The organism is Bradyrhizobium sp., assembly GCF_030697065.1.
GTDB lineage: Bacteria > Pseudomonadota > Alphaproteobacteria > Rhizobiales > Xanthobacteraceae > Bradyrhizobium.
The window spans coordinates 1-24,829 of record NZ_JAUYQU010000172.1; the positions used below are offsets into that span (position 1 = coordinate 1).

General features: G+C 64.1%; 27 protein-coding genes. 6 read left to right on the plus strand and 21 right to left on the minus strand.

All coding sequences use genetic code 11. The features are described from left to right. Positions 1 to 103: 103 nt before the first annotated feature. From tilS to Q8R73_RS13560, 10 genes are all read right to left on the minus strand, one after another. Positions 104 to 1,201 (minus strand): tRNA lysidine(34) synthetase TilS, encoded by a 1,098-nt coding sequence (gene tilS, locus Q8R73_RS13515; protein ID WP_305720049.1) that lies wholly within the window; start codon positions 1,199 to 1,201, stop codon positions 104 to 106. Between the two features lie 50 nt (positions 1,202 to 1,251). Further along, the gene (gene ybgF / locus Q8R73_RS13520) at positions 1,252 to 2,244 is read right to left on the minus strand and encodes a tol-pal system protein YbgF (RefSeq protein ID WP_305720050.1); all 993 of its coding nucleotides are present in this window, start codon (positions 2,242 to 2,244) and stop codon (positions 1,252 to 1,254) included. Positions 2,245 to 2,407: 163 nt separating this feature from the next. Continuing rightward, positions 2,408 to 2,902 (minus strand): peptidoglycan-associated lipoprotein Pal, encoded by a 495-nt coding sequence (gene pal / locus Q8R73_RS13525; RefSeq protein ID WP_305720051.1) that lies wholly within the window; start codon positions 2,900 to 2,902, stop codon positions 2,408 to 2,410. A gap of 305 nt (positions 2,903 to 3,207) precedes the next feature. Next, on the minus strand, positions 3,208 to 3,966 hold the full coding sequence (locus Q8R73_RS13530) for a hypothetical protein (protein ID WP_305720052.1): 759 nt from the start codon (positions 3,964 to 3,966) through the stop codon (positions 3,208 to 3,210). 168 nt (positions 3,967 to 4,134) lie between these two features. After that, positions 4,135 to 6,468: a bifunctional diguanylate cyclase/phosphodiesterase gene (locus Q8R73_RS13535; RefSeq protein WP_305720053.1), complete on the minus strand. Its 2,334-nt coding sequence runs from the start codon at positions 6,466 to 6,468 to the stop codon at positions 4,135 to 4,137. Between the two features lie 173 nt (positions 6,469 to 6,641). Then, positions 6,642 to 7,976 (minus strand): Tol-Pal system beta propeller repeat protein TolB, encoded by a 1,335-nt coding sequence (gene tolB, locus Q8R73_RS13540; RefSeq protein WP_305720073.1) that lies wholly within the window; start codon positions 7,974 to 7,976, stop codon positions 6,642 to 6,644. A gap of 74 nt (positions 7,977 to 8,050) precedes the next feature. Beyond that, positions 8,051 to 8,992 carry a protein TolA gene (locus Q8R73_RS13545; RefSeq protein WP_305720054.1) on the minus strand — a complete coding sequence of 314 codons (942 nt, stop codon included), beginning with the start codon at positions 8,990 to 8,992 and terminating at the stop codon, positions 8,051 to 8,053. A 6-nt stretch (positions 8,993 to 8,998) separates the two neighbouring features. Beyond that, complete coding sequence (locus Q8R73_RS13550; RefSeq protein WP_305720055.1) at positions 8,999 to 9,469, minus strand: biopolymer transporter ExbD; 471 nt, start codon at positions 9,467 to 9,469, stop codon at positions 8,999 to 9,001. A 52-nt stretch (positions 9,470 to 9,521) separates the two neighbouring features. After that, positions 9,522 to 10,235: a protein TolQ gene (tolQ, locus tag Q8R73_RS13555; protein ID WP_305720056.1), complete on the minus strand. Its 714-nt coding sequence runs from the start codon at positions 10,233 to 10,235 to the stop codon at positions 9,522 to 9,524. Between the two features lie 403 nt (positions 10,236 to 10,638). After that, complete coding sequence (locus Q8R73_RS13560) at positions 10,639 to 11,400, minus strand: serine acetyltransferase (RefSeq protein ID WP_305720057.1); 762 nt, start codon at positions 11,398 to 11,400, stop codon at positions 10,639 to 10,641. A gap of 269 nt (positions 11,401 to 11,669) precedes the next feature. Between Q8R73_RS13560 and Q8R73_RS13565 the strand changes: the two genes are divergently transcribed. Together Q8R73_RS13565 and Q8R73_RS13570 are read left to right on the plus strand one after the other, a co-directional pair. Next, positions 11,670 to 12,458: a class I SAM-dependent methyltransferase gene (locus Q8R73_RS13565; RefSeq protein WP_305720058.1), complete on the plus strand. Its 789-nt coding sequence runs from the start codon at positions 11,670 to 11,672 to the stop codon at positions 12,456 to 12,458. Between the two features lie 149 nt (positions 12,459 to 12,607). Further along, positions 12,608 to 13,939 carry an adenylate/guanylate cyclase domain-containing protein gene (locus tag Q8R73_RS13570; protein WP_305720059.1) on the plus strand — a complete coding sequence of 444 codons (1,332 nt, stop codon included), beginning with the start codon at positions 12,608 to 12,610 and terminating at the stop codon, positions 13,937 to 13,939. 316 nt (positions 13,940 to 14,255) lie between these two features. Here the strand turns inward: Q8R73_RS13570 and Q8R73_RS13575 are convergent, their stop codons facing one another. The 5 genes from Q8R73_RS13575 to Q8R73_RS13595 all read right to left on the minus strand — a co-directional run bounded on the left by Q8R73_RS13575 (position 14,256) and on the right by Q8R73_RS13595 (position 17,505). After that, on the minus strand, positions 14,256 to 14,729 hold the full coding sequence (locus tag Q8R73_RS13575; protein ID WP_305720060.1) for a DUF2852 domain-containing protein: 474 nt from the start codon (positions 14,727 to 14,729) through the stop codon (positions 14,256 to 14,258). A gap of 105 nt (positions 14,730 to 14,834) precedes the next feature. Beyond that, a complete protein-coding gene (locus Q8R73_RS13580) occupies positions 14,835 to 15,575 on the minus strand; it encodes a TetR/AcrR family transcriptional regulator (protein WP_305720061.1) in 741 nt (246 codons plus the stop codon). A 223-nt stretch (positions 15,576 to 15,798) separates the two neighbouring features. Continuing rightward, positions 15,799 to 16,215, minus strand: a complete 417-nt coding sequence (locus Q8R73_RS13585; RefSeq protein WP_305720062.1) for a YciI family protein — start codon at positions 16,213 to 16,215, stop codon at positions 15,799 to 15,801. A gap of 121 nt (positions 16,216 to 16,336) precedes the next feature. Continuing rightward, entirely contained in the window at positions 16,337 to 16,762 is a 426-nt protein-coding gene (locus Q8R73_RS13590) for a YciI family protein (RefSeq protein WP_305720074.1), read from the minus strand. 197 nt (positions 16,763 to 16,959) lie between these two features. Beyond that, a complete protein-coding gene (locus tag Q8R73_RS13595; protein ID WP_305720063.1) occupies positions 16,960 to 17,505 on the minus strand; it encodes a dihydrofolate reductase family protein in 546 nt (181 codons plus the stop codon). Positions 17,506 to 17,615: 110 nt separating this feature from the next. On the opposite strand from Q8R73_RS13595, the gene Q8R73_RS13600 reads away from it, so the two are divergent. Beyond that, on the plus strand, positions 17,616 to 18,131 hold the full coding sequence (locus Q8R73_RS13600) for a helix-turn-helix domain-containing protein (RefSeq protein ID WP_305720064.1): 516 nt from the start codon (positions 17,616 to 17,618) through the stop codon (positions 18,129 to 18,131). Positions 18,132 to 18,358: 227 nt separating this feature from the next. Next, entirely contained in the window at positions 18,359 to 18,664 is a 306-nt protein-coding gene (locus tag Q8R73_RS13605; RefSeq protein ID WP_305720065.1) for a GIY-YIG nuclease family protein, read from the plus strand. A gap of 223 nt (positions 18,665 to 18,887) precedes the next feature. Here the strand turns inward: Q8R73_RS13605 and Q8R73_RS13610 are convergent, their stop codons facing one another. Next, positions 18,888 to 19,271, minus strand: coding sequence for a cupin domain-containing protein (locus Q8R73_RS13610; RefSeq protein WP_305720066.1), 384 nt, complete (start codon positions 19,269 to 19,271; stop codon positions 18,888 to 18,890). A 122-nt stretch (positions 19,272 to 19,393) separates the two neighbouring features. On the opposite strand from Q8R73_RS13610, the gene Q8R73_RS13615 reads away from it, so the two are divergent. Further along, the gene (locus Q8R73_RS13615) at positions 19,394 to 20,182 is read left to right on the plus strand and encodes an SDR family NAD(P)-dependent oxidoreductase (protein ID WP_305720067.1); all 789 of its coding nucleotides are present in this window, start codon (positions 19,394 to 19,396) and stop codon (positions 20,180 to 20,182) included. Between the two features lie 81 nt (positions 20,183 to 20,263). On the opposite strand, the gene Q8R73_RS13620 is transcribed toward Q8R73_RS13615, so the two are convergent. The 4 genes from Q8R73_RS13620 to Q8R73_RS13635 form a co-directional block, all read right to left on the minus strand. Further along, positions 20,264 to 20,800, minus strand: coding sequence for an SRPBCC family protein (locus tag Q8R73_RS13620; RefSeq protein WP_371126096.1), 537 nt, complete (start codon positions 20,798 to 20,800; stop codon positions 20,264 to 20,266). A 94-nt stretch (positions 20,801 to 20,894) separates the two neighbouring features. Next, positions 20,895 to 22,166, minus strand: coding sequence for an RNA polymerase sigma factor (locus Q8R73_RS13625; protein WP_305720068.1), 1,272 nt, complete (start codon positions 22,164 to 22,166; stop codon positions 20,895 to 20,897). Continuing rightward, on the minus strand, positions 22,163 to 22,531 hold the full coding sequence (locus Q8R73_RS13630; RefSeq protein WP_305720069.1) for a YciI family protein: 369 nt from the start codon (positions 22,529 to 22,531) through the stop codon (positions 22,163 to 22,165). Before Q8R73_RS13630 ends, Q8R73_RS13625 begins: the two co-directional genes overlap by 4 nt. 129 nt (positions 22,532 to 22,660) lie before the next feature. Next, positions 22,661 to 22,933, minus strand: a complete 273-nt coding sequence (locus Q8R73_RS13635) for a proline-rich domain-containing protein (protein ID WP_305720070.1) — start codon at positions 22,931 to 22,933, stop codon at positions 22,661 to 22,663. A gap of 94 nt (positions 22,934 to 23,027) precedes the next feature. On the opposite strand from Q8R73_RS13635, the gene Q8R73_RS13640 reads away from it, so the two are divergent. Beyond that, positions 23,028 to 23,993, plus strand: a complete 966-nt coding sequence (locus Q8R73_RS13640; RefSeq protein ID WP_305720071.1) for a glyoxylate/hydroxypyruvate reductase A — start codon at positions 23,028 to 23,030, stop codon at positions 23,991 to 23,993. 9 nt (positions 23,994 to 24,002) lie between these two features. Here Q8R73_RS13640 and Q8R73_RS13645 read toward each other — a convergent pair. Continuing rightward, positions 24,003 to 24,763 (minus strand): IS5 family transposase gene (locus tag Q8R73_RS13645; protein ID WP_305720072.1). Its coding sequence is split into 2 segments (ribosomal slippage): positions 24,003 to 24,434 and positions 24,437 to 24,763, totalling 759 coding nucleotides; the frame shifts between segments, so codons are not numbered across the junction. Positions 24,764 to 24,829: the final 66 nt, after the last annotated feature.

Sequence of the window (24,829 nt, forward strand, 5' to 3'; positions counted from 1 at the left end):
AGCCGGATTCCCGCTGAAATAATGGCGGTCAAACCGGTGTTTTCCGAGGTGGTTAAGACTCACGCGACCCGATCGGCCCGCCCGCAAATGTTCGATCCGGACGTCAATCCACCCGGCGGCGGCGCGGCGGCGCCGGTTGGACCCGAATCCGGCCGCCGGTCAGGCTGACCAGCGCACCGGCAAGGGTCTGTTTCAGCCCTTGCGTCAGTGCCGCCTGACTGAGCCCGCGCCGGCGTCCCGCCATTCCAGCGACCGCCCGGTCCAACACCGCCAACAGGGCTTCGACCTTGCCGAGTTCCGCCGGTCCCTCATGGCCGAGCCGGTCGATCGCACGCTTCAGCAGCCGAAGCCGGATTTCCTCCGGCATGCCGGCAAAGACCCTGGCGTCGACGTCGAAGGATCCGGCTCCCGACCAGCCGGCGGCGAATGGGGCATGCCGGGCGGCGCCGTCCCGCAGCGCGAGGTAGCGCTCGGCGCCGTCGGTGAGAATTTCCACCGCGGCGTTGGCCCGGGCCAGCCTCGAGGCCAGCCGCGCCAGATTGCGTGGATCGCCACCCTCGGCGGCGAGTGCAGGCATCAGGGCGCGCAGCCGCGGCCGGGTGAAGTGCGGATCGCGGTTGGTCGGATCGTCGGCAAAGCCGACCTTGGCCTTCTCCAGCGTCGCGATCAGCTGCGCTTTCGAAACCTCCAGAAAGGGACGCGCCAGCCACACGCCGTCGCGCTCCGACTCCCGCGCCATCGCCGCAAGCCCGGCGATGCCGCTGCCGCGAAGCATGCGCATCAGCAACGTTTCGGCCTGATCGTCACGGGTATGTGCGGTAAGGATGTGGGTGGCGCCGCTCTGCCGCGCGGCCCTGGCCAGCAGGCGATAGCGCGCCGCGCGCGCCGCGGCCGGCAGGCCGGCTGTCGGCTTCGGGCCGGTCCAGCGCAGCGTGCGATGCTCCAGCGCAAGCATGCGCGCCAGCCGCTTCACCTCGCGCGCCTCGGCGGCGGCCTCGGCGCGCAAGCCGTGATCGACCGTGACCGCGAGCAGACGCGGACCACGCGTCAGGCTGCGGCGCCAGCGCGCCGCAAGCCACATCAGGGCGATTGAATCGGGGCCGCCGGACACCGCCAGCAGAAGCGCCGGCGCAGTCTTCCAGTCCGCGAACAGGAGCTTCGCGTCCCGCACTGAAATCGGGGCATGATCGTCGTCGGACATGGCGCCGCCGGCTGGTATCGAAGTCTAATGGCAGACCCGGGCGACCGACCTTAGCACTTGATCCGCTTCTGCTCGCGGTCTACCGCCGCCTTGACGCCGCCCGAGGCGCGGGGATATTTCCGCGTCACCTCGCCGAGCGCGGCACAGGCGGCTTCCTTTTCCTTCAGCGCCGCCAGCGACTGGCCGAGCCGCAGCAGGGCGTCCGGGGCCTTGCCCGATTTATCGAATTTGGTGGTCACCGCCAGGAAGGATTCGGCGGCGTCGCGATAGAGCTGGCGCTGGAAGAAACTCTCGCCGAGCCAGTACTGCGAATCCGCCATCAGGGGATCGCTGGGGTATTTCTGCGCGAAGCTGCGCATGGTCTCTTCGGCGAGCGCATAGTCCTTGCGCTGCATGTAGCCGATGCCAAGATCGAACTCGTCCTTCGGGGTCGCCGACGGCGGCAGGGTGGTCAGCGTGGCCCCCGCGCCGGGGCGCTGCGGCGGCAAGCCGCCGGCCGGTGGGCGCGGCCCGCCGGTGATGGCGAGATCGAGCGGCTCCCCTGCCCCGCGGCCACCCGGCGCGCCGACAGCGCCGTCGGCCGGTATCGGCAGTTGGCCGCCGCCGAGCGCCTGCGGCGCCCCTGGCGCATTGGGATTCTGGCTGGGGTCGAAGGCATCGCCGCGGCGCCGCCCGGGCGCAGGCGGCCCGCCTTGCGGCGGCTCCTGGACGATCGGCGCCGGCGCGGCAATCTGCGGACCCGGCTGGATTTGAGGCTGCCGGAGCGGTGCGGGCGCAACGGCGATACCGGGCTGGCCGGCGGGCGGTCCGCCCGGTGCTGCCTGCGCGCCACCCTGCAAGGCCCTCAACTGCTCCTCGAGTTGCCGGTTGCGGTACTGCAGCTCCTCGTTCTGGCCGGTGAGCTGGCGCAGCCGATTCTCGAGCTGCTGGATTCGCAGCTCGGCATCGAAGCCATCGGACTGCTGCGCCAGCGCCGGCGAAGACATCGCGAGTATCGTGGCGATCGCCACGGCGCGGGTAATACCATGAATTCTGAATGACATTCTGGCCTGACGACGAGATCGACGTGACATCGAAAGCGACCCACATTGAGAGAGGGAGTGCGCCAGAATTGTGACTGAAACAACGACGGCCGGAGCACCCCGTCAAAACCAAACCGGCGCCCCGAGAGGCGCCGGCGAAGGACCTTGCGAAGGCTGTGAAGCCTCAGGAACTGGCGTTCAGCACCGTCACGGCGCGGCGGTTCTGCGACCAGCACGAGATGTCGTTGCAGACCGCGACCGGGCGTTCCTTGCCGTAGGAGATGGTGCGCATCCGGCTCGGGTCGACGCCGCGCGAGGCGAGGTAAGTGCGAACCGACTGGGCGCGCCGCGCACCGAGCGCGATGTTGTATTCGCGGGTGCCGCGCTCGTCGGCGTGGCCCTCGATGGTAAAGGCATAGCGGTTGTAGCTCTGCAGCCACTGCGCCTGCTTTTCCAGGGTCGCGATCGCCTGCGGCGACAATTCGGTCTGGTCGCTCTCGAAGAACACGCGGTCGCCGACATTGACCACGAAATCCTGCTGGCTGCCCGGGGTCGCCGCGCTCGCCATCGCGCCGTCGGCGCCGAGCGGGTTCTTGTTGGCGCAGGCGCCCATCGACAGCGCCACCGCGAGCACCGCGGCCAGCTTCAAACCCTGCAGGATGCGCATCTGATGTATCATTCCGGAGCCTCCGCGCTCACGTTTCCAACTCTTATCCGGTCTACAGGGCGATGGTTAAGCGAACGTTCCGTCAACCTTGATGAGGTGTTGCTGGATCCGATCAAATGCCTGCCAACGGCGAAAAGCAACCGGGATAGTTAATGATTGGCAAATGTGGCACGACGGTGAAGGCAGCCGGCGGGCTGCACCGTGATCACCGGCTTTCAGGCCGGGAAAGTATCGGGTCCGCCACACGGCGGGTCCCATCGGCGCGCTTCTGCCGGGAACCGGGCCCGGCCTGTGGGTCAGCGAGCCCGGGCCGGATTCTAGCTGCCGATCCGGCAGGACTGCGGGACGAGCGAGGTGCTTTCGGACGGTGAGACCACCACATTCGCCGGCAACGGTTGGTGCTCGGCGCCGCGCTCGAACAGCATCCGCCGCTCGAAGGCGGTCGAACGCATCATGGGATAGCGCTCGAAAACCTTGTCGCGCATGGCCGGAAAGTTCGCGGCCATCAGTCCAACCGGCTTGAGCAGGCCCGGGAAGAAACGCGGCTCGGCGATGGTCTCATGCAGGAACACGCGGCGGTAGAACGCCTGATGCTCGGCACGGACGATGGCGAGGCCAACGTCGGCATTGAAATATTCGCACGCCATATAGGCTAGTCGGAGCGTCACATAAGGCAGTTCCGGGAAACGCTTCGCCTTGTCGGGATCCGCGACGAACCGCGCCGGATCGATGATGACCTCGCCCCGGTCCAGCCTGGGGTTGAGGATTTCGCCGAAAGCCTCGTTCGAGCACGACTGCCGCCATTCCGACGTCAGCACGCTGATGCGCACCGAACTGTAGAGTTCGCCGAACAGGTGGACGCCGAATGTCCAGGAATTGCACAGATCGTCATACTGATCGGTGACGCGCTGGTCGGCGGAGGGCTGCACCGCCCCCTCGCGCAGGTAGGCCCGGTACCGCAGGTTGTAGATCTTTTCTTTTTCCTCGGGCGTCTGCGCCAGACGATAATCGACTTGATCCAACAGGTCCGAACTGCGTCCCAGAGCCGCATTAGATGGTTCGGCTGCGGACCTCATTTGATACTCCTTACGGATTCCCAGCAACTTCTGCGCGTAGTCAAAAGATTAACAGCTTCTTAACGATGATGCAAAGCCATCGCAACGTTAGGGTTAACCTGTGACATTTTAATCATCGGACCCAATTGCGCCGCGAGGCAAGAGAATTCGCCGGGTGTCGTCGGAGGCTCAGGCGATCGATCGTGAGGGCAGCGACCGTATGTGGTCGTCCGGCAGGCGGCGGCCATGCGAGGCGTTCAGCAACTGGCGAACGCGCACCGCCGGGACCGGCCGGCTGAACAGGTAGCCCTGCGCTTCGGTCACGGTGCCGTCGGCGCTGATCAATTCCAGCTGTTCGTTGGTCTCGATGCCCTCGACCACGACCGACATCCCGAGATCGGCGGAAAGCCGCGCCACGCCGCGCAGCAGCGTCAGCGGACGATCGGTATCGATGCCTTCGAGGAAGGACCGGTCGATCTTCACCTTCTGCAGCGGGAAGTTGTGCAGATAGCTCAGGCTCGAATAGCCGGTGCCGAAATCGTCCAGCGAGATCCGCACGCCGAGCGCGTGCAGCTGCGACAGCACGTCATGGGTCAACTGGGTGTTGCGCAGCAGCGAGGATTCGGTGATCTCGATTTCCAGCCGGTCCGCCGGCAGGCCGGAGACCTCGAGGGCATAGCGAACCTCGGTGAGTACGTCGCGCTGATGGAACTGCTGCGGTGAGAAATTGACCGCGACGCTGACGGCATCGGGCCATTTCATGCACTCCAGGCAGGCCTTGCGCAGGATCCAGCGGCCGAGGTCGACGATCAGGCCCATGTCCTCGGCGACCGGGATGATGTCGATCGGGGACACCGTGCCGCGCACCGGATGATTCCATCGCAGCAGCGCCTCGCAGGTCGCGATCCGGCCCGATTTGAGGTTGACCAGCGGCTGATAGAACAGTTCGAACTCTTCGTTGGCCAGCGCCTTGCGCAGGTCGAGTTCGAGGATGCGGCGCGCCTCGACGGTCTGGGCCATCTCGTCGCGGAAGAAGCAGAAGGTTCCGCGGCCGTCCGCCTTGGCGCGATAGAGCGCCATGTCGGCGTTCTTCAGCAGCGTATCGGCGCTGACGCCGGGACCGGTCATCGCGATGCCGACGCTGGCGCCGATCTCGACCAGATGGTTGTCGATCTTGTAGCGCTCGCTCAGATGCTCGACGATTCGACGGGCCAGAACGGCGGCATCCTCGTTCGATTTGATGTTCTGCTGGAACACCACGAATTCGTCGCCGCCGAAGCGCGCCACGAAATCCTCCGGGCGCAGCATGGCACGCAGCCGGTCGGCGACCGCGCACAACAGCTGGTCGCCGCACGGATGGCCCAGGGTGTCGTTGACCTGCTTGAACTGGTCGAGATCGATGAACAGCAATGCCGACAACTGCTCGGCGTCGTGCGGAATCGTCAGCAGACGCTCGATCTCGTCGCGGAAATTCACCCGGTTGGGCAGCGCCGTCAGTTCGTCGTAACGCGCCAGATGCGTGATTCTGGCCTCCGCGGTGCGCCGCTCGGTGATGTCTTCAAGCAGCACGACGGCGCCGCCGCCCGCCATCGGCTGGAACGTCCAGGACAGCGACCGGCCTCTGGCGATATCGGGATCGGCGGTGACGATATCCCTGGCCTGCGAATTCTCGATCTCCGAGAGGATCATCCTTCCGCTCGCCGCCGCGATCGATCCGCCGCTGACGCAGGCGGCGATGATGTCGCGCGCGTCGGCGCCGCGCTGCACCAGATCGTCGGACAGGTTCATCATCTCGCTGAAGCGGTGATTCATGACGGCAAGCCGCCCGTCGGCGGCGAACATGCACAGGCCGTGCGGCATGTTGTTCAGGGCGGTGTCGAACTGGCTGGCCAGCGCGGCTTCCCGGAAACTGGAGGTCAGCGCCTTCACGAAGATGGCATGGAGGCTGAGGTTGATGCCTTTCAGGCCGATGAAGAACAGCACCAGCAGCACGGCGAGGCCGATGTAGTAGAAGCCGCCGTTCAGCGCCAGCGCCAGCGACATCGGACCGCACGCGAGCAGGATATGATACTGCACGAGCCGCGGACGGCCGTAGTTGCGGGCCGCGGCGCCGGCGGTATAGCCGATCGTCAGGGCGACGCAGAGCATATGCGCGATGGCGTCGTCATTGCCCAGAATGGTGATGAAGCACCAGGCGCCGAGCACTCCGGCATAGATCATGGCGCCGACCGCGTAACGTGGTTCGATATGTTTGGCCTGCTCGAACGACAGCACCGCGGTGCGCCGTTCGAATTTGCGCATCTGCAACGCGCGCAGGGTGCCGATTCCGACGATCAGAATGGCGCACGGCCACAACAGCACGTTGCCGGTCTTGAGCGCCGTCATCACCGCACAGGCCGCCGCACAAATCGAGCCGATCAGCATCGGCCAGAAATTCTGCAACATGGAGTCGACCAGCGCCGCGTAGATTGCGGGCTCCAGCGCTTCCTGGTTGTTCGGCTTTTTCTGATCGACAAGCTGCATCGGGCGTGCACGCGTCCTGTTTCAGCGCGTAGTTCTACCTGCCGCAGATGAAGTCTTTCTGAGGGAATATCGTTACCGGAACCTTTTTACGGGTTCGCAGCAAGATGAATCTGCCCGCTAATTCAGCAAGCTAGGCAAGGTCTGCCGGTTAACGGCGTGGCCAGTGCGCGAACTCAGGACAGCAGGGGCGACCAGGCCGGGTCGGAGGCGAAGCCCGGGGTCGGTACCTTTTGTTCATTACGTCCGGAAATATCAACCGTGAATAGCGAAGGTCCGCCACCACCACCGGGTTCGCGGAAGAACATCAGGACGCGGCCGTTCGGCGCGAAGGTCGGGCCTTCATTGTGAAAACCCGACGTGAGCAGCCGTTCGCCCGAACCGTCGGTCTTCATGATGCCGATCGAAAACTGTCCGCCGCCCTGCTTGGTGAAGGCGATGTAGTCGCCGCGCGGCGACCATACCGGCGTGGAGTAACTCCCCTCGCCGAAGGATATGCGCTGCGCCGGCCCGCCGGTCGCCGCCATCACGTAGATCTGCGGCTTGCCGCCACGGTCGGATTCGAAGCTGATCCTGCTGCCGTCGGGCGAATAGGACGGCGAGGTATCGATCGCCGGCGTGTCGGTCAGGCGCGTGGTCGATTTCGAGCGCAGGTCCATCACGAACAGGTTCGAGTTGCCGCCCTGCTGCAGGCTCATGATGACGCGCTGGCCGTCCGGCGAGAACCGCGGCGAGAACGACATGCCCGGAAAGTTGCCGACGATCTCGCGCTGCCCGGTTTCGATGTTGAACAGATAGACCCGCGGGTCGCCCTGGCCGAACTCCATATAGGTGATTTCCTGGGTCGACGGCGAGAACCGCGGCGTCAGCACCAGATCGGTGCCGCGGGTCAGGTAGCGGACATTGGCGCCGTCTTGGTCCATGATCGCCAGCCGCTTGACCCGCCGCTCCTTGGGGCCGGTCTCGTCGACGAACACCACGCGGCTGTCGAAATAGCCCTTCTCCCCGGTCAGCCGTTCGTAGATCTGGTCGGAGATGATGTGCGCGATCCGCCGCCAGTATTCCGGCGAGGTGAAGTATTGCTGGCCGGCCAGCTGCTGGGCGGTGTTGACGTCCCAGAGCCGGAATTCGGCCTTGAGCCGCCCGTCGCCCTGCCGGGTCATGCGGCCGGTCACCAGCGCCTGCGCGTTGATGGTCTTCCAGTTCTGGAATTGCGGCGCCGCGTCGATGTTGATGACCTTCTCGATATAGGCCGCCGGATCGATCGGCGCGAACAGGCCGCTGCGCTTGAGGTTGTTGGTGATGACCTGGGTCACGCCGACGCCGACCTCGGTATCCGCAGGCGTTCCCGCCACGAAATTCGGGATCGCGATCGGCAGCGGCGCGAAGTCGCCCTCCGGAATGATGACGCGCTTCGGCGCCTGGGCGAAGCCATCGCGGGCGGAGCCCGCGACCATGCCGAGCGCGGCCATTCCGGAAATCAGCTGCCGGCGGCTCGGGCGAAACGGCATCTCGGGCAATTCATTGCTGTCGGTCATTGTTGCGGACTTCGTTCCATATTGGCGCTCGCCACAAGCGGGCGCGTTCAGGTCTTTCGCTCGGTGAAAACAGGCGCGAAATATTTCCATTCATCGAAATAGGCCGCCGGCAGCTTGTACGGCTGGCACTCGATGATCGCCCGCAGCGCGCTCTCCTGGTAGACGCGAAGATAGGGCGTGGCCGGCGTGCCCTCGGGAACCGGCATCCCTTCCAGCGTGCCGTCGCGCTTCAGCTTGATGGCGAAGGCGGCTTCCGATTTCTGCGCCTCGATGCCGCCATAGGGTTTCTTCCAGCAGCGCTCGACCTGGGCCTGGAACAGCGCGCCCCAGGTTGCCGAATTGTCGGCGGCCTTGCCCTTGGCGAGGCCGAGCGCGGCATTGGAATTCAGCGTGTCGCCGGTGACGGCCTGCCGGGAGGGGTCGCGCTTGTCGAGCAGGGCTGCGATCTTCGACTGGTCGAAGGCGCGCTCCGGCTTCGGCTTGGCCGGCTCCGGCGGCTTGGCCGCCACAGGTTTCGGCGGCGGCGGCTTCTTCTCTTCCTTCTTGATGGCTTCGGCGATCGGATCGACCTTGGGGTCGGGTTTCTTCTCGACCGGCTTCGGCTTTTCCTTTTTGGGCTCTTCCCTGGGCTTGGCCTCGGCGACCTTGGGCGGATCGGGCTTTTTCTCGACGGGCTTTTCCTCGACCTTGGGCGCCGGCGGCGGCGCGGTCTCGGTCACGACCGGCGCCTTCTCGGTGATCTTGCCGACGGCGTCTTCCACGGGCTTGGCTTCGGCGACCTTCTCCACCAGCGGCGTCGGCGCCTTCTGGCCGGTCTTCATGCCCGCCATCACCCTGGCGAGCTGGTCGGCGGAAATGACGTCGACCGGCACCGATTCTTCCGGCATCAGGTCGAAGGCCTTGGACGAAAACGACATCAGTCCCCAGCCCAGCACGAGAACGTGCAGGGCAACCGAGGCGACCAGCGTTTTGTCGACCCTGACCTTCACGTCGGCTCAGCCTCCTTCGGGAACGATGACGATATTCGCCTTGAAGCCCGCGGTGCGAATATGGCCCAGCAATTTCATCATGTCGGTATAGCAGACATCCTTGTCGCCCCTGAGATAGACGACGCTGTCGGCGTCCGACCGGGTTTCCCGGATCGCCTTGATCTTGGGCTGCAGTTCGGCGGCCGAGATCAGGGTATCCCCGAGATAGAGTTCGATATTGGAGTTGCAGCTTCCTCCGGTGCGCTTGACCGACAACGTCAAGGGCGGCGCGTTCGAGGCCAGCGACTTGCCGCCGCTCGCCACCGGCAAGTCGATATCGATCGTCGAGGTCATCAGCGGCGCCGCCACCATGAAGATGATGAGCAGCACCAGCATCACGTCGACCATCGGGGTGACGTTGATCTCGGCCATCACCGCCGCGCGGCGCCGGCCGCGACGCCCGCCGCCGCCCGACGCGCCTGCCATGTTCATCGACATGATCTGATGCTCACAATGCGCTCACGATCTATCCACCTGCAAGATACCGCCCTCACGCCCGCTCGTCGATCTGGCGCGACAGGATCGCCGAGAACTCGTCCGCAAACCCTTCCAGCCGCTGGGCCTGCCGGTTCACCTCGGACGTGAACTTGTTGTAGAAAATAGTCGCCGGGATGGCGGCGATAAGGCCGATCGCGGTGGCAAACAGCGCCTCCGCGATACCCGGGGCCACCACCGCCAGCGAGGTATTCTTGGAGGCGGCGATCGACTGGAAGGCCGTCATGATGCCCCAGACGGTGCCGAACAGGCCGACGAACGGACCCGCCGAGCCGACCGTCGCCAGCACCAGCAGGCGCCGTTCCAGCCGCTCGACCTCGCGGGCGATCGAGACGTTCATGACCTTCTCGATCCGCATCTGCAGGCCGGCGAAGGAGCGCGACTGGCTTTCGAACGACCGCTTCCATTCGCGCATCGCCGCGACGAAACACGCCGCCATCGATTGCGTCGGCTTGGCCGACAGCGCGCGGTAGAGTTCCTCGATCGATTGCCCGGACCAGAAAGCCTGTTCGAAGCGGTCCATCGCGCGCTTGGTGCGCGAATAGAGGAACATCTTGTCGATCGCGATCGCCCAGACCCAGACCGAGCAGCCGATCAGTCCGAGCATGACCGCCTTCACGACCCAGTGGGCCTGCAGGAACAGGGTGGTCAGCGAGACGTCGATGGATGCCAGCGGCAAGGCTGACTGGGCCACGTCAGCGGGATTCATGTCCGGTATCCTCTCAACGCAGATGTCCCAAATTTCCCGGGAGCCCAATCCTTGGGAGTCATGGGCTGCCGGTTCCACAGCCGCGCGTCAGCCGCGGCGGTAAGCCTGCGCGAGAGCCTCGTTCCGTGTCGCATGGGTGGCCCGTCCAAAGCCGGGACCTGCATCCCCTGCCAACGTGTCAAAACGAGGGCTATCCGCACGCCTTTCCGCCCCCAACCAGACGCTGATCATGGTTAACGGACGGTTACCAAAGGGGATTTTGGCTGCGTCAAATGAGGGCGGTCGCGTCGGGGATTGCGGCCCATTGCGGCGACCGACAAAAAAAGCTCGAAAACAACCCCATGCACAGTAAGCAACGCCCTGATTTGCCGAGACAAATGACCCGTCGCGGCAGCCCGCACCTCTACGCGGATACCGTTTCGGGGCAGTTGGTCAGGCGCGCGGGAACCCCGACCGCGGTACAGCCGCCCGGAACGTCATTCTCGACCAGCGAGCCGGCGCCGATCTTGGCGAAGTCGCCGATGCTGACGTCGCCGAGAACCGTGGCCCCCGCGCTGAGCAGGACGCCGCGGCCGATCCGCGGGGCGCGGTTCGGCAGCGCGGGCCTGCGGCCAATGGTGACGTTTTGCAGGATGGTGGTGTCGTCGCCGATGACGGCGAACGCGCCCACGATGATTCCCGTGGCGTGATCCAGGAACACCGAGGTTCCAATCGAGGCCGAGGGGTGAATGCTGACCTGGAGGGAATCGGAGGACAGGCTTTGCATCAACAGCGCGAGATCGCTGCGGCCTTGATGCCAGAGCCGGCTGGACACCCGCCAGGCCTGCAGGGCGATGTAGCCCTTGAAGTTGAGGAGCGGCGGCAGCAATCCGGTCGTCGCGGGATCATGAACCGCAATGCTTTGCAGATCGCGGCTTGCCGCGTCGACCAGATCGGGAGAGTCCCGAAACGCCTCGCCGGCGACACGCGCGAACTGCTCGCGGTCGGCCGCACGCTTGCCGAGCCGTTCTCCGATTTGACGGGCCACCGCGCTGCCGAGATCGGAATGATCCAGGATCGCGGCCGACACGGAGGCGCCAAACAGCGGGTCGCGGGCCAGCACGGTTTCGGCCTCGCGGCGTACTGACTGCCAAAGATCGCCCGGTGCAATTGCGTTGTGGATCATGCTTCTCACCCTGGGTATCGCCCGTTCGGAAGTTAGGCCGCAACGTCTAATGGCGCCAGCGCGAAGGGAACAGCGCCCAAAACAAAACCACGTGCGTAGTGCGGCACGGTCACTCTGCCGCCGCAGACCTGGATTTGTTGGCATCTCTCAAACGATAGCACGTCCGCTCTGTGCCAGACGGGAACATCAAGGCGCACCGTGACTTCCCAATCGCTCCTTTCTCTGCAAAATGGCATCGGTCAAGGATCGTCATTGGGTTGGGAAATCAAATGGCAGAACAGCAAATTCGCTTCGACGATGGAGCCAGCTACGAGCAGATGATGGGAATTTGGAGCCGCTCCGCTGGCGAGATATTCCTTGATTGGCTGGCGCCTCCCTTAGGTTTGCGGTGGATCGACATCGGTTGCGGCAACGGGGCCTTCACTGAACTGTTGGTCGAGCGATGTAGCCCCGCGGAAGTGCAAGGGATCGATCCATCCGAAGGGCAGCTCGCGTTTGCACGCACTCGACCTGCTTCGAGCCTGGCAAAGTTTCAGCAAGGCGATGCCATGGCCCTTCCTTTCGCCGACAGAAGCTTCGATGCGGCTGTGATGGCATTGGTCCTTGTATTCGTTCCGGACCCCGCGAAGGGCGTCAGCGAAATGGTTCGAGTAGTTGTCCCCGGCGGGGCAGTTGTGACCTACATGTGGGACATGGCAGGTGGCAGATCTCCGCTCGATCCAATCCACTCCGAGATACAGGCAATGGGTATTGTACCAACGCGCCCGCCGCGAATGGATGCGTCTCGAATGGAAGCATTACGAGACTTGTGGATCGGCGCAGGCCTTGAGGACGTGCAAACCCGAGAAATTACAGTGCACCGGACTTTTGCAAATTTCGACGATTTCTGGACGACGAATCTCAAATCTCCTGCGCTTCGGCCCACAGTTGCAACTATGACATCCGGAGATGTTGAGATGCTCATCTCGCGGGTACGTGCACGCCTACCGGCGGACGCCGATGGTCGCATCACCTATAGTGCGCGCGCGCATGCGGTAAGGGGGCGCCGGCCCAAGTAGCTGATGTCAGCTTTGGGTCAAAAGCGGATCTTGCAGCCAAGTCAGCCTTTGACCCGAAGCGGACTTGATGCTTCGACCCTTCGCCTCGGACTTCCTGCCAAGCCGGAAGTCAGGTACGATAAATTGCTGCAATCTGAGGAATTGGGGCGATGACACCTATCCAGTTGCCCGAGACCCGCTATGCGCGCAGCGGAAACGTCAGTATCGCCTATCAGGTGATGGGCGATGGTCCGATCGACCTGATCATGGTTCCGGGCCTGCTGTCGCATATTGAATTTTTCCATGAACTGGCCGGTTACACGGACTTTCTACACCGGCTTTCCGCTTTCGCGCGCGTAATCAGCTTCGACAAGCGAGGCCAGGGCTTGTCTGACCGAGTTGCTGGCAGCCCCACGCTCGATGAACGGATGGATGATCTGGATGCAGTGATGATGGCGCTCGGTATCTCACGTGCGGCCCTGCTTGGTTATTCCGAGGGGGCAGCGATGAGCGCGTTGTTTTCGGCGACCTATCCCGAGCGGGTTTCCCATCTCATCCTCTATGGTGGATTTGCCCGTTTCACCAACTGCGATGACTACACCCATATGTTTCCACTGGAGCAGATGATACGCTCCGTAAAGTATTGGGGCAGCGGCGCGTCGGCTAAGGCTTTCGCTCCAAGCCTCGTAGGCGATCCTGAAGCGATCAAGATCTGGGCCAAGGGCGAAAGGCTCATCGTTAGTCCCAGCGCCTATCAGGCGATGCTTGAGACGAATGCGTTGATCGACGTTCGCGCAATTCTTCCACAACTTCGATTGCCCGCTCTCGTTCTGCACAACGAGGCTGACGTAGCCGTGCCTGTTGCCAACGGGCGTTACTTGGCGGCCCACATTCCTGGCGCGCGCTACGTCGAGTACCCTGCCGGCGATCACCGGCCATGGGCTCAGAAGAATATCGAAGCCATCATCGGCGACATCGAGGAGTTCATCACCGGCCGCCGCGAGGTCGTCGTGGACGAAATCGAGCGCGTGCTCGCCACCGTTCTCTTTACCGATATCGTTGACTCGACAAAGCAGGCGGTGAGTCTTGGTGACAACAACTGGCATCGGTTGCTCGATGAGCACGACAAGCTCGCGCGCCGCACGGTCGAACAGCATCGCGGCCGTTTGATCAAGATGACAGGAGATGGAATCTTGGCAACTTTTGACGGACCTGGGCGCGCCATCAAGTGCGCCGTGGCGTTGTCGGGAGGCACCGCGCGACTTGGAATCGAGCTTCGCGCCGGACTGCACACCGGCGAAGTCGAGCTTCGGGGCGAGGATATCGCCGGTATCGCGGTCAATACTGCTGCACGGATTATGTCTGAGGCACGCCCTGGCGAAACTCTGGTGTCTCGCGTCGTGACCGATCTCGTAGCCGGCGCCGGTGTGAACTTCAGCCCCCGCGAACCGTGCGAACTCAAGGGGCTGCCGGGACGCTGGGACCTCTTTGCCGCTTCGTGAATCGCAGTCTCTCCGCGGAATGTCTGCTAATGGCACAAGGCGGACATGGACAGTTTGCGAATGTCGGCTCAGCGCCACAAGCAGACATTAAATGAAATGATGCGTTACTCGCTCAGTTCACTTCCTCGATCTCGCCCGGCTCCAGCTCTTGTCGAAGAAATGCTCCAGCGCACCTTAGAGCCGCAGGATCACGCTCCTTCCTTTACCAGCCACGCCAAAGCAAAGCCGCCCGTCTGCTCATCGCAAACGGGCGGCTCATCGCCATCAGGTATTATGGAGCACAACGCCCGAGGCTTTAACTTCAAGTTCGGATCGTTCAGCCCTGCGGCTGGTCGTTCGGCGGGGTCGGACGCTGCTTGTGCTGGGCCATGAACTGGTCGAACTCTTCCTTGTCCTTGGCGTGGCGCAGGCGATCGAGGAACGACTTGAACTCGACCTGCTCCTCCTCGAGCCGCTTCAGGGTCTCGACGCGGTATTCGTCGAAGGCGCGGTTGCCGCTGGAGGGCGGGCCGCCGAAGCCGAAGTTGAAACCGCTGCGCTCGCGCATCCGGTCCATCTTGTTCTGCATCCGCTCCATCTTGTTGGCGAAACGGTCCTGATTGTTCCAGCAACCCATTTTTCTGCTCCCGAGTGTGAAAAAGAGAAGGGCGAGGCCGATCGGCCACCAGATGATGAAGCCGAGCACGGTCACGGCGATCCAGCCGGGGTGCCATGGCGAATCGAACATGTGCGGGCGGCGGACTTCTTCGGCGGGGCCGCGCCAGCGATTGACATCTGCGGTGTAGGCCATTTCCCTCTCCATGACGGCACTGCGCCGTTGTGAATGTAAATAACATTTACATACGTAAACCATGCCGGCGTTTTGTCAAGCGGCGCCGCCGCGGCAAGGTCGAATTTATTTTTTGGGGGTGCCCCAGGGACCTGGTGGAGGACCTGAGGGCGCGGCCGGCGGAACCGGGGGCGGAACCGCGGAATCGCCCTGCGGAGGCGGCCTGCGGTCGGTCGGGAATCCCAATCCCCGCAGATAGATCAGCACCTGCGCTTCCAGCAGGTCCTCCGGCGACATCGGCAGCTTGCGCCGGGCCGCATCGCCGCGCCCGAACAGCGACGCCACGCCATGCGACATCGACCAGATATGCAGCGCCATCATCATCGCCGGCGGCCGCGCCACGCCGGGCGGCGCCAGCGCGGCCAGCCGCTCGGCGGCGGCGCGGATGATGCCGAAAGCGCGCTCGCTCGCCGCCAGCAGAGTGGGATTGAGATCGACCGGCAGGCCGGATTCGAACATCGCCGAATAATACGCCGGCTCGTTGCGGGCGAAGGCCAGATAGGCCTTGCCGACCCGCTCGAACGCGGTGACGGTGTCCGGACGCCCGTCATCCCAAGCTTGCGTGAGCTGCGATTCGAACTGCTCGAAGCCGCGCTGGGCGATGTTCGAGAGCAGTTCGTCGCGGTCGCGGAAATGCCGGTAGGGCGCGGCCGGGCTGACCCCGGCCATCCGCGCGGCGTCGGCAAAGGTGAAGCCGGCCGCGCCCTTTTCGGCAATCAGCCCCAGCGCCGCCTGCAGCAGCGCCTCCTTCAGATTGCCGTGATGATAGCCGCGCTCGGCGCGGCCGCGTTCCTTGCGCCAGCTCATGTGAAAGGCTTTTACATGAGCCGGGTGTAAAGGTCACTAGCCGTGCCAGCGCGGTTTCCTTTCCCCTCCTCCCGCGAAGCGGGGAACAGGCCGCTCAGGCCAAACTGTCGGGGATCATGCCGGTCTAAAATGTCGGGAATCTATCCGGTCTGTACCGCCGATAGACCCCCCACCCCCGCCCCTCCCCACCACGCGCAAGGGCGCGAGGGAGGAGGGGAGAAGATCAACGCCCGCCAGCCTTCCGCAGTTCGGGCAACCCGGCCATGGCTTCCTGCACCTCGTCCGGCCAATCGTCCATTTCCTGCACCTGGCGGATTTCAATGACCTCGTTTGCGGAGGCCGGGCACTTCTCGGCCCAGGCGATCGCCTCCTCGCGGGATTTGACGTTGATCATCCAGTAGCCGCCGAGCACCTCCCTGGCCTCCGCGAACGGGCCGTCGGTCACCATCGGCCTGCCGCTCGCGAACGACACCCGCGCGCCCATCGATGGCGGGTGCAGGCCGTCGAGCGCGATCAGCACGCCGGCTTTCTGGAGTTCCTCATTGTATTTCATCATCGCCCTGACACGTTCGGGGTCGAGCTGGACGTCCGGCGGCGCGGTCTCGTAGCCCAGGGGTATCATCAGCATCATGAATCGCATGGTGGGGTGTCCTTTGGAAAGGTCGTCATTCCGGGGCGATGCGAAGCATCGAACCCGGAATCTCGCGAGGCTATCTCTGGAGTCCGGGTTCGCGCTGCCCCGGAATGACGATCGGAAAAACCTATTTGGCGCCCACCTGCGCGCGGAGGCGCGTCTCCTGCTCGCGCAATTCGGGCGTCAGTGCCTCGCCGAAATCCTCGGTATCAAACACCTGGCGGATTTCAATCTCGGCGCCGCCGTCGAACGGCGCGCGCTTCATCCAGTCGACCGCCTCCTCCAGCGACTCCACCTGGATCAGCCAGAAGCCGGCGACGAGGTCGTTGGTCACCGCGAACGGACCGCGGCTCACCTCGGGAGGCTTGCCAGGCGTGCCGGAGTACTTGATCCGGGCGCCCTTCGAGGTCGGATGCAGGCCTTCGCCCGCCAGCATGACACCGGCCTCCACCATTTCCTCGTTGAATTTGCCCATCGCGGTGAGCAATTCGGTGCCCGGCATCACGCCGGCCTCGGTATCCCTGCTCGCTTTCACAATCACCATGCATCGCATCGTCACGCTCCATTGTGTCATTCGTCCGGTTCCCCGTGGTCAGGGAAAGCCGCCGTTCGTCAACAAGACGAGCCTGGATATGCGGCACCGACATGTCGGATGAAATTATTCCGGAGGTAATTGCGGAGCGTGGGAAGAACCCGCTCCCTCATGGTGAGGAGCGCGTTGGCAGTTCGCGATCGGACATCACGCCCTTCTCATTCCGCCGGCACATAGCGCAGGATGACGACGCCGGTCGTATGCGCGCGGGAGTCGAGCAGCCTCAGCTTGACCGGCTCGCCGGGCTTGAACAGCGGCGTGCCGCCGCCGAGGATGACCGGATTCACCCCGATGCGAAACTCGTCAATCAGCCCGTGCGGAATCAGGTTGGCTGCCAGGTCGGCGCTGCCGAACAGGAAGAGATCCCTGGCGCTTTCGCGCTTCAGCCGGGCCACCGTGCCTGACACGTCGGCGCCGAACATCCGGGTGTTGTTCCAGTCCGACCGGGTCAGCGTGCGCGAGAAGACGTATTTCGGCGCGGCATTCATGAAGTCCGCGATCTCGCCTGTCGCGGCCGGCCAGTAATTCGCCATCAATTGATAGGTGATGCGGCCAAACAGCAGCCCGCCGGCCGCGTTCAATTGCTCGATGGAAAGCTGTTCCAGCTCCTTGCCCCAGACATTCTCGTGCCAGGAAATGTCGCGGTCCGGCCCCTCGATCATGCCGTCCAGCGTCATCAGGTTCCACATGATCAGCCTGGCCATACCGCCTCCTTTACCAGTATCAGTTTGCAACTGGTTGCAGATTGGCGTCACTGGTGCGATATTGCAAGCGGTTTTTCGTGGCATTCCCGCCGCACCTTCCGGACCGCACCATGACCGAGCAAAAACGTTCCGGTTGCCCGATCAACCTCACGCTCGAGGTGGTCGGCGACAAATGGAGCCTGTTGATCGTCCGCGACATGATGTTCGGCAACCGGCGGCATTTTCGCGAGCTTCTGACCAAATCGGAGGAAGGCATTTCCTCCAACATCCTCGCCGACCGGCTGAAGACGCTGCTCGACCAGGGCATCGTCACCTGGGCCGACGACCCCAGCCACAAGCAGAAGGGAATCTACTCGCTTTCGGAGCAAGGCATCGAACTGCTGCCGGTGCTGGCGCAGATGGCGGGCTGGGGATTCAAATATCTCGACGTGACCGAAGAACTCGGCATCCGCGCCAAACTGCTCAGTGAAGGCGGCCCGAAAATGTGGGCGGAGTTCATGGACGAGTTGCGCGAGACCCATCTCGGTATGAGGCGGAGGCGGAAGCGCAAGGCGGGACCGGATGTCGGCGAGCGATTGCAGGCGGCGTATGAGAAGGTCGTGGCGCGGAAGGCGAAGCAGGGATAGCCGAATGCCTTTTGCTTCGACCAGAGTTGACTGAAATACGGTTTCCGTCATCCTGAGGAGCATCGCCAACGGCGATGCGTCTCGAAGGATGGCCGCGAGCACAATCGTTGCAGCCATCCTTCGAGACGCCACGCGAAGTCGCGCGGCTCCTCAGGATGACGTCAGTATTCATTCACAGGCTCTGAGGTGCGAGCCGGCTTAGGCGAGCCTCGAAGGATGGGGTTGCGATGGGCGCATTCGTTTACATGCTTCGTTGCGCCGACAACTCTTTCTATGTCGGAAGCGCGACGGGAGACGATCTCTCGCCGCGCATCGATCAGCATAATGCGGGGGCATATCCAGGTTACACATTTAGCCGGCGGCCGGTCGTCCTGGTCTGGTCGGAATATTTCGATCGAGCTACGGACGCGATTGCGGCTGAGCGGAAGATCAAGGGTTGGAGCCGGGCCAAGAAGGAAGCGTTGATACGGTCGGACTGGACGGAAGTCAGCCGCTTGTCCCGGCGCCGCGCGGGCCTGCCAAAGCGGGACTGAGCTCGGTCATCCTTCGAGGCACTCAGCAGCGCGATGCGCCGCTGAGCGCACCTCAGGATGACGGCACCGAAGGCATACACCCGTTGACCAGAAAGCAGTTTCCGTCATCCTGAGGTGCCGGAGCGAAGCGACGGCCTCGAAGGATGAGCCGCAGACGCCGAACTCTCATTCTTCGAGGCTTGCCCCAAGTGGGCTCGCACCACTGGATGACGGCTCCGCGAACTTAGCGTGCTCTCCACCGCTGCACCGTCTCCTTTTCCCCCTCCACATTCGCCTCGAAGAACGGCGCGGCCAGCACCGCGTGGATGTGCAGCGTCACGGTGCCGGAATTGCGAAAACCGTGCATGCGGTCGGCCGGCACGATCAGCGACTGGCCGGAATAGACGGTCAGCCGCTGCTCCCCCATCCACATCTCGGCTTCGCCCTCGCGCACCGTCAGCACTTCCTCGACCGGGTGCGAATGGGTCGGCGCGCCGGCGCCCGGCGCGATCCACTGCTCGAACACGCATAATTGCGCAGCGCCGTTGCCCGCGGATACCAGCATGCGTGTCTCGACGCCGAGCCGCCATGGCTCGGGCGTCATGTCCCTGACGTCGATGACGTTCATTGTCGCACCCTTTCATGGCGGCTGCTGCCGGAGCGTGCCCCGGACGCAGCGCAGCATGCAAGGGACACGGCCAGCGGCATCGGCTATAGAGCGCGAATTGATCCGAAGCGAATGGAGTACCGATGGCCCCTGCCCCGCAAAAAGTCGCCATGGTCACCGGCGCCGCCCGCGGCATCGGGCTCGCGGTAGCCAAGCGGTTTCTCGCCGACGGCTGGCGCGTGGTGCTGCTCGATATCGAGGCCGCGCAGCTGGATGGCGCGGTCGCGGCGCTGGCGAACCCCGACGCGACGATGGCGCTGCCAGGCGACGTCTCCGACGCCGCCTCGGTGAAGGATGCGATCGCCAGAACCGAAGCGCGGTTCGGCCGGCTCGACGCACTGGTCAACAATGCCGGCGTCGCGGTGTTCGCGCCGCTGCTGGAGACGTCCGACGAAGACTGGAACCGGGTGCTGGCGGTCAACCTGACCGGGCCGTTTCTGTGCACCAAGGCGGCGGTGCCGCTGATGCGTGAACATGGCGGCGGCGCAGTGGTCAACATCACCTCGATCTCGGCGGTGCGGGCCTCGACGCTGCGCTCCGCCTACGGCACCAGCAAGGCGGGGCTTGCGCATCTGACCAAGCAACTCGCGGTCGAACTGGCGTCGCTCGGCATTCGCGTCAACGCGGTCGCGCCGGGCCCGGTCGAGACCGCGATGGCAAGGCAGGTGCACACCCCGGAAATCCGCGCCGACTATCACGACGCCATCCCGCTCAACCGCTACGGCCTCGAGGAAGAACTGGCGGAGGCGGTGTTCTTCCTGTGCAGCGACCGCGCCAGCTACATCACCGGACAGATCCTCGCGGTCGACGGCGGCTTCGATGCCGCCGGCATCGGCCTGCCGACGCTGCGCGGCCAGCGCAGGAACGGGTAGTATTTTCTGCTTCCGCTTTCTGCTTTCTCTCTCTCCTGCTCGCGCGAGAGGTGAAGGGAAGGCGCGGTTGTCCTTCGCGGCCTACTTTTCGGCCAGCCGTTTCAAATTGCCGAGACCGGCCTCGAAATCCTTGCCGACCATCTTGTCGATATTGATGAACACGCGCATCACCTTGGCCATGAACGGCGCCGGCCCGTGCATCTGCCAGATTACCCGGGTGCCATCGTCATGCGGCAGCATGGTGAACTCGGCGGTGTTGTGGGCCTCGAACGGCGCGAGGAAATCCAGCTTGATCACGATCTTCGACGGCGCGGCGGCGTCGAGTATCTCCATGCGGCCCTTGCCGACATTCTTGTCGCCCTCCCACGCATAGACGGCGCCCTTGCCGCGCACCGCGCCGCTATAGGTGCGCTTCATCGCGGGATCCTTGTGCTCCCACGGCGACCATCCTCCCCATTGCCGGAAATCGTTGATCAGCGGGAATACTTTTTCCGGCGGCGCGCTGACGATGGCGGCGCGCTGGATGGTGAAGGTATTCGGCCTGGTCAGCGCAAGGATCAGCACGATCGCAATCGCGGCCGCGAGCACGACGGCCATGGTGGTTATGATCTCGAACACGGCAAGGTTCCTCTCTGTGAACTGTCAGCGGCCTATCAACGCTGCCCGGGATTGTGCGGCCCTGCGTCCGCAGGGACGAAGATGATATGCCGCATCACTTCCCCATCTTCACGTCGCGCGGGGCACTGTCGCGGATCAGGCGGTCGAGATGCATGCGGATGTGGGCGGCTTCGGCCGAGGTGTTGGCGAGCGCAATGGCGCGGTCGAAGGCGATGCGGGCTTCCTCGTTGCGGCCGAGCTGCATCAGGAACGCGCCGCGCACCCCGAAGAAATGAAAATAGTTCGACAGCCGCGACGCCAGCGGTTCGATCATTTCCAGTGCGGCCTCGGCGCCGCGCACCTTGGAAACCGCGACGGCGCGGTTGAGCGTCACCACCGGCGACGGCTGCATCAACTCCAGCGCGCCGTACAGCAGATCGATCTGGGTCCAGTCGGTATCCTCGGGCCTCGCGGCGCGGGCATGCAGTGCCGCGATCGCCGCCTGGACCTGGTAGGGCCCGCTGCGGCGATGGCGCATCGCCTTGTCGATCAGCGCCAGCCCCTCGTCGATCATCTTCTGATTCCACAGGCTGCGGTCCTGGTCGTCGAGCAGGATCACGGCGCCCCCGGCGTCGAAGCGCGCCGCGGCGCGGGCATGCTGCAGCATCAGCAGCGCGGTCAGTCCCATGATCTCGGGTTCGCTCTGGAACAGCCGCAGCAAGAGCCGGGCCAGCCGGATCGCTTCCTCGCACAGGGGCTTGCGGATCTCGGCGGTGTCGCCGCCGGCGGAATAGCCCTCGTTGAAGATCAGGTAGATCATCGCCGCCACCGCGGCCAGCCGCTCGCTGCGCTCCACCGCGCCCGGGGTCTCGAACGGCACGTCGGCGCCGGCGACGCGGGCTTTCGCCCGCGTGATGCGCTGCTCCATCGCCGCCTCGGAGACGATGAAGGCGCGCGCGATCTGCTTCACGGAAAGCCCGGAGACGATGCGCAGCGCCAGCGCGATCTGCTGCGTCGCCGGCAGGTCGGGATGACAGCAGATGAACAATAGCCGCAGGATGTCGTCGCGGTAATGCGAGCCGTCGAGCCGCTCCGCCAGCGCCTCCTCGGCGTCGCCGAGATCGGAGATCGCCTCGTCCTCGGGCAGCGGCTGCTGCTTGCGCTTGCGCCTGATATCGTCGATCGCGACATTGCGGCCGACCATGATCAGCCACGCCGCGGGATCGCGCGGCGGGCCGTTCTGCGGCCAGTTCTTCAGCGCGCGCAGGCAGGCGTTCTGGAACGCCTCCTCGGCGGTGTCGAGATCGCGGAAGTAACGCAGCAGCGCGCCGACCGCCTGGGGGCGCGCCGAGGCCAGCGCGGCATCGATCCAGGCGGCGTCGGTCATTTCGGAAGGCTCCCGGGGTTCAGCATCCCGACGGGCCGGATTTCGTAGGCGCCGCCGGGATTGGCGGCCGCGAGGTCGCGCGCGACGTCCAGCGCCTCGTCGAGATTGCCGCATTCGACCGTATAGAACCCGAGCAGCTGTTCCTTGGTCTCGGCATAGGGACCGTCGAGCACCACAGGCGGATCGTCCTTGCGCAGCGTGGTCGCCGAGGTCGTCGGCAACAGCCGCGCCACCGGGCCGAGCCGGCCCTGTTTGGCCAGTTTGTCCTGCACGACGGCAAGTTTTGCCATCACGGCGGCGTCCTGCTCCTTGCTCCAGGAACCGACGGTGTCTTCGTCGTGATAGCAGAGAATGGCGTAGAGCATTCGGGAACATCTCCGTTCGTTCAAGGAACGAACGAGTATGCCCGGAGCCGACGTGCCGGCGAAGGTATTTTTGCGCGGGGTCGTCCACCCCACGGGGGGACGACCATCCGGCAACGGGAAGATGCCCGGTTACCAGGTCACGCCGTACTTCGCCGCAATGTTGCGCGCCTTCGTCTCCCTCGCACTTTCGCCCCTGGCCTTGCTCTGTTTGGCGCCTTTGGCGCTGCGCCCTTTCGATGCCTGCGACCCGCCCGCCGTCTGCGGGGCGGAGCCGATTTGCGGCTGCCCGGCGCCGGGAGCCGAAATGCCGTTGGCCGACATCATCGACCCGACGTCGACGCCCTGGGCTTGCGCCGAGGCCGAAGCCAGAAGAAACGCGGACAACAGGATAAATCTGCGCATATGAAGTCTCCCATGATGGATGATCGGAGACTAGGTCGGCCGCGCGTTCTATTATGTGGTGCAGATCACGTTTGAACGCGGAGAAGGTTTGGGAATGAACGAGGGCGCACTCGCTTTGCTGATCCACGGCGGAACCGACAACTGGTCGCCGGAACGCTGGAAGAGCCGGTTCGACGAGGTCTGCGGCGACCGCCGGGTGGTGCGGCTGCCCGATCCGGCGCTCGATCCCGCCGAGGTTCATTACGCCGCGGTCTGGAAGCCCGCCCCCGGCGAACTCGCGGCGTTTGCGAACCTGCGCGTCATCTTCAATCTCGGCGCCGGCGTCGATGCGCTGATGGCCGATTCGAGCCTGCCGGATGTGCCGCTGGTTCGCGTCGCGGTCGGCGATCTCACCGGCCGCATGACGGAATATGTCGTGCTGCACGCGCTGATGCACCATCGCCAGGAATTGTACCTGCGCGCCAGCCAGCGCGAGCGGCGCTGGCAACCAAAATCGCAATGGCCGGCGAGCGCCGTCACGGTCGGCATCATGGGGCTCGGCACCCTCGGATCCGACGCCGCCGACGCGCTGCGGCGGGTTGGTTTTCGGGTAGCGGGCTGGAGCCGAAGCGCGCGACGGGTCGAGGGCGTCGAATGCTTTCATGGACAAGCCCAGCTCGAACCGTTTCTGCGGCGGACCGATATCCTGGTCTGCCTGCTGCCGCTGACGCCGGAAACACGTCAGATCCTCAATCGGGATTTGTTCGCACAACTCAACCGCGACGGCCCGATCGGCGCGCCGGTGCTGATCAATGCCGGACGCGGCGGCCTGCAGAACGAGCCTGATATCCTGGCGTGCCTCGATGACGGCACGCTCGGCGCCGTGTCGCTGGATGTGTTCTGCAACGAACCGCTGCCGGCCGACAGCCCGTTCTGGGTCCATCCGAAAGTGGTGCTGACGCCGCACAACGCCGCCGATACCGACCCCGACGAAATCTCAAAATACGTCGCGCACCAGATCGAACGCTTCGAGGCCGGCGGCGAACTGGAGAACGTGGTGGATCGAAAGCGGGGGTATTAGGGTCCAGACTCAATTGAGCCAGTATGCGACGAGAGCGGCGAGATGAACAGCAGCCAAGAAATTCCGGGCGAGCTTGTCATAACGCATGGCGACGCGCCGGAAGTCCTTGAGCCTGCAAAAGCAGCGTTCGATGACATTTCGGCCCTTGTAGGCGCGTTTGTTGAAGCGGTGGATGACGACGCGGTTGGATTTATTGGGAATTACGGGCTTGGCGCCGCGACGAACGATTTCGCTGCGAAGGTTGTCGCCGTCATACCCTTTGTCGGCAAGGAGCGCGCTCATGGGTGGCGCCAGCGCAAGAACATCGGGCGCCGCAGCGATATCGGCATCCTGGCCTGGCGTCAGATGCAGGACGACCGGCCGGCAGAGCGGATCGCTCAGCGCATGGATTTTTGTCGTGCGGCCTCCACGCGACCGGCCGATTGCTTGATTGTGCTCCCCCCTTTTCCGCCGGAGGCACACCGGTGAGCTTTGATCGAGGTCGAGTCGAGCGACAGCGCGACGGCATCTTTGCCGGGTGTGGCCAGCGCTTCGAAGATTGCGCACCATCGTCCGCGTTTTGCCCAGCGATTGAAGCGATTGTAGATCGTCGTGTAAGGCCCGTATTCAGGTGGACAATCGCGCCACCGCGCGCCCGATTGCAGCATGTGAATGATGCCGCTGATGATGCGCCGATCGTCGTCCCGATCCGGTCCGGTCAGTCCCGTCGGAAGGTGCGGTTCTATCCGCGCCCACTGCTTATCATTCAACCAAAACAGGCCGCCACGCATCTCTCGTCCCCGAATCAAAATATCCGGACAAGAGAATCACGTGGCGCTAATTAGGTACAGACCCTA

What these genes read in the sequence shown, in the direction of transcription:
- tilS (WP_305720049.1), bottom strand. Translation starts at nt 1,201, where the DNA reads ATGTCCGACGACGATCATGCCCCGATTTCAGTGCGGGACGCGAAGCTC.
- ybgF (WP_305720050.1), bottom strand. Translation starts at nt 2,244, where the DNA reads ATGTCATTCAGAATTCATGGTATTACCCGCGCCGTGGCGATCGCCACG.
- pal (WP_305720051.1), bottom strand. Translation starts at nt 2,902, where the DNA reads ATGATACATCAGATGCGCATCCTGCAGGGTTTGAAGCTGGCCGCGGTG.
- Q8R73_RS13530 (WP_305720052.1), bottom strand. Translation starts at nt 3,966, where the DNA reads ATGAGGTCCGCAGCCGAACCATCTAATGCGGCTCTGGGACGCAGTTCG.
- Q8R73_RS13535 (WP_305720053.1), bottom strand. Translation starts at nt 6,468, where the DNA reads ATGCAGCTTGTCGATCAGAAAAAGCCGAACAACCAGGAAGCGCTGGAG.
- tolB (WP_305720073.1), bottom strand. Translation starts at nt 7,976, where the DNA reads ATGCCGTTTCGCCCGAGCCGCCGGCAGCTGATTTCCGGAATGGCCGCG.
- Q8R73_RS13550 (WP_305720055.1), bottom strand. Translation starts at nt 9,469, where the DNA reads ATGTCGATGAACATGGCAGGCGCGTCGGGCGGCGGCGGGCGTCGCGGC.
- tolQ (WP_305720056.1), bottom strand. Translation starts at nt 10,235, where the DNA reads ATGAATCCCGCTGACGTGGCCCAGTCAGCCTTGCCGCTGGCATCCATC.
- Q8R73_RS13560 (WP_305720057.1), bottom strand. Translation starts at nt 11,400, where the DNA reads ATGATCCACAACGCAATTGCACCGGGCGATCTTTGGCAGTCAGTACGC.
- Q8R73_RS13565 (WP_305720058.1), top strand. Translation starts at nt 11,670, where the DNA reads ATGGCAGAACAGCAAATTCGCTTCGACGATGGAGCCAGCTACGAGCAG.
- Q8R73_RS13570 (WP_305720059.1), top strand. Translation starts at nt 12,608, where the DNA reads ATGACACCTATCCAGTTGCCCGAGACCCGCTATGCGCGCAGCGGAAAC.
- Q8R73_RS13575 (WP_305720060.1), bottom strand. Translation starts at nt 14,729, where the DNA reads ATGGCCTACACCGCAGATGTCAATCGCTGGCGCGGCCCCGCCGAAGAA.
- Q8R73_RS13580 (WP_305720061.1), bottom strand. Translation starts at nt 15,575, where the DNA reads ATGAGCTGGCGCAAGGAACGCGGCCGCGCCGAGCGCGGCTATCATCAC.
- Q8R73_RS13585 (WP_305720062.1), bottom strand. Translation starts at nt 16,215, where the DNA reads ATGCGATTCATGATGCTGATGATACCCCTGGGCTACGAGACCGCGCCG.
- Q8R73_RS13590 (WP_305720074.1), bottom strand. Translation starts at nt 16,762, where the DNA reads ATGCGATGCATGGTGATTGTGAAAGCGAGCAGGGATACCGAGGCCGGC.
- Q8R73_RS13595 (WP_305720063.1), bottom strand. Translation starts at nt 17,505, where the DNA reads ATGGCCAGGCTGATCATGTGGAACCTGATGACGCTGGACGGCATGATC.
- Q8R73_RS13600 (WP_305720064.1), top strand. Translation starts at nt 17,616, where the DNA reads ATGACCGAGCAAAAACGTTCCGGTTGCCCGATCAACCTCACGCTCGAG.
- Q8R73_RS13605 (WP_305720065.1), top strand. Translation starts at nt 18,359, where the DNA reads ATGGGCGCATTCGTTTACATGCTTCGTTGCGCCGACAACTCTTTCTAT.
- Q8R73_RS13610 (WP_305720066.1), bottom strand. Translation starts at nt 19,271, where the DNA reads ATGAACGTCATCGACGTCAGGGACATGACGCCCGAGCCATGGCGGCTC.
- Q8R73_RS13615 (WP_305720067.1), top strand. Translation starts at nt 19,394, where the DNA reads ATGGCCCCTGCCCCGCAAAAAGTCGCCATGGTCACCGGCGCCGCCCGC.
- Q8R73_RS13625 (WP_305720068.1), bottom strand. Translation starts at nt 22,166, where the DNA reads ATGACCGACGCCGCCTGGATCGATGCCGCGCTGGCCTCGGCGCGCCCC.
- Q8R73_RS13630 (WP_305720069.1), bottom strand. Translation starts at nt 22,531, where the DNA reads ATGCTCTACGCCATTCTCTGCTATCACGACGAAGACACCGTCGGTTCC.
- Q8R73_RS13635 (WP_305720070.1), bottom strand. Translation starts at nt 22,933, where the DNA reads ATGCGCAGATTTATCCTGTTGTCCGCGTTTCTTCTGGCTTCGGCCTCG.
- Q8R73_RS13640 (WP_305720071.1), top strand. Translation starts at nt 23,028, where the DNA reads ATGAACGAGGGCGCACTCGCTTTGCTGATCCACGGCGGAACCGACAAC.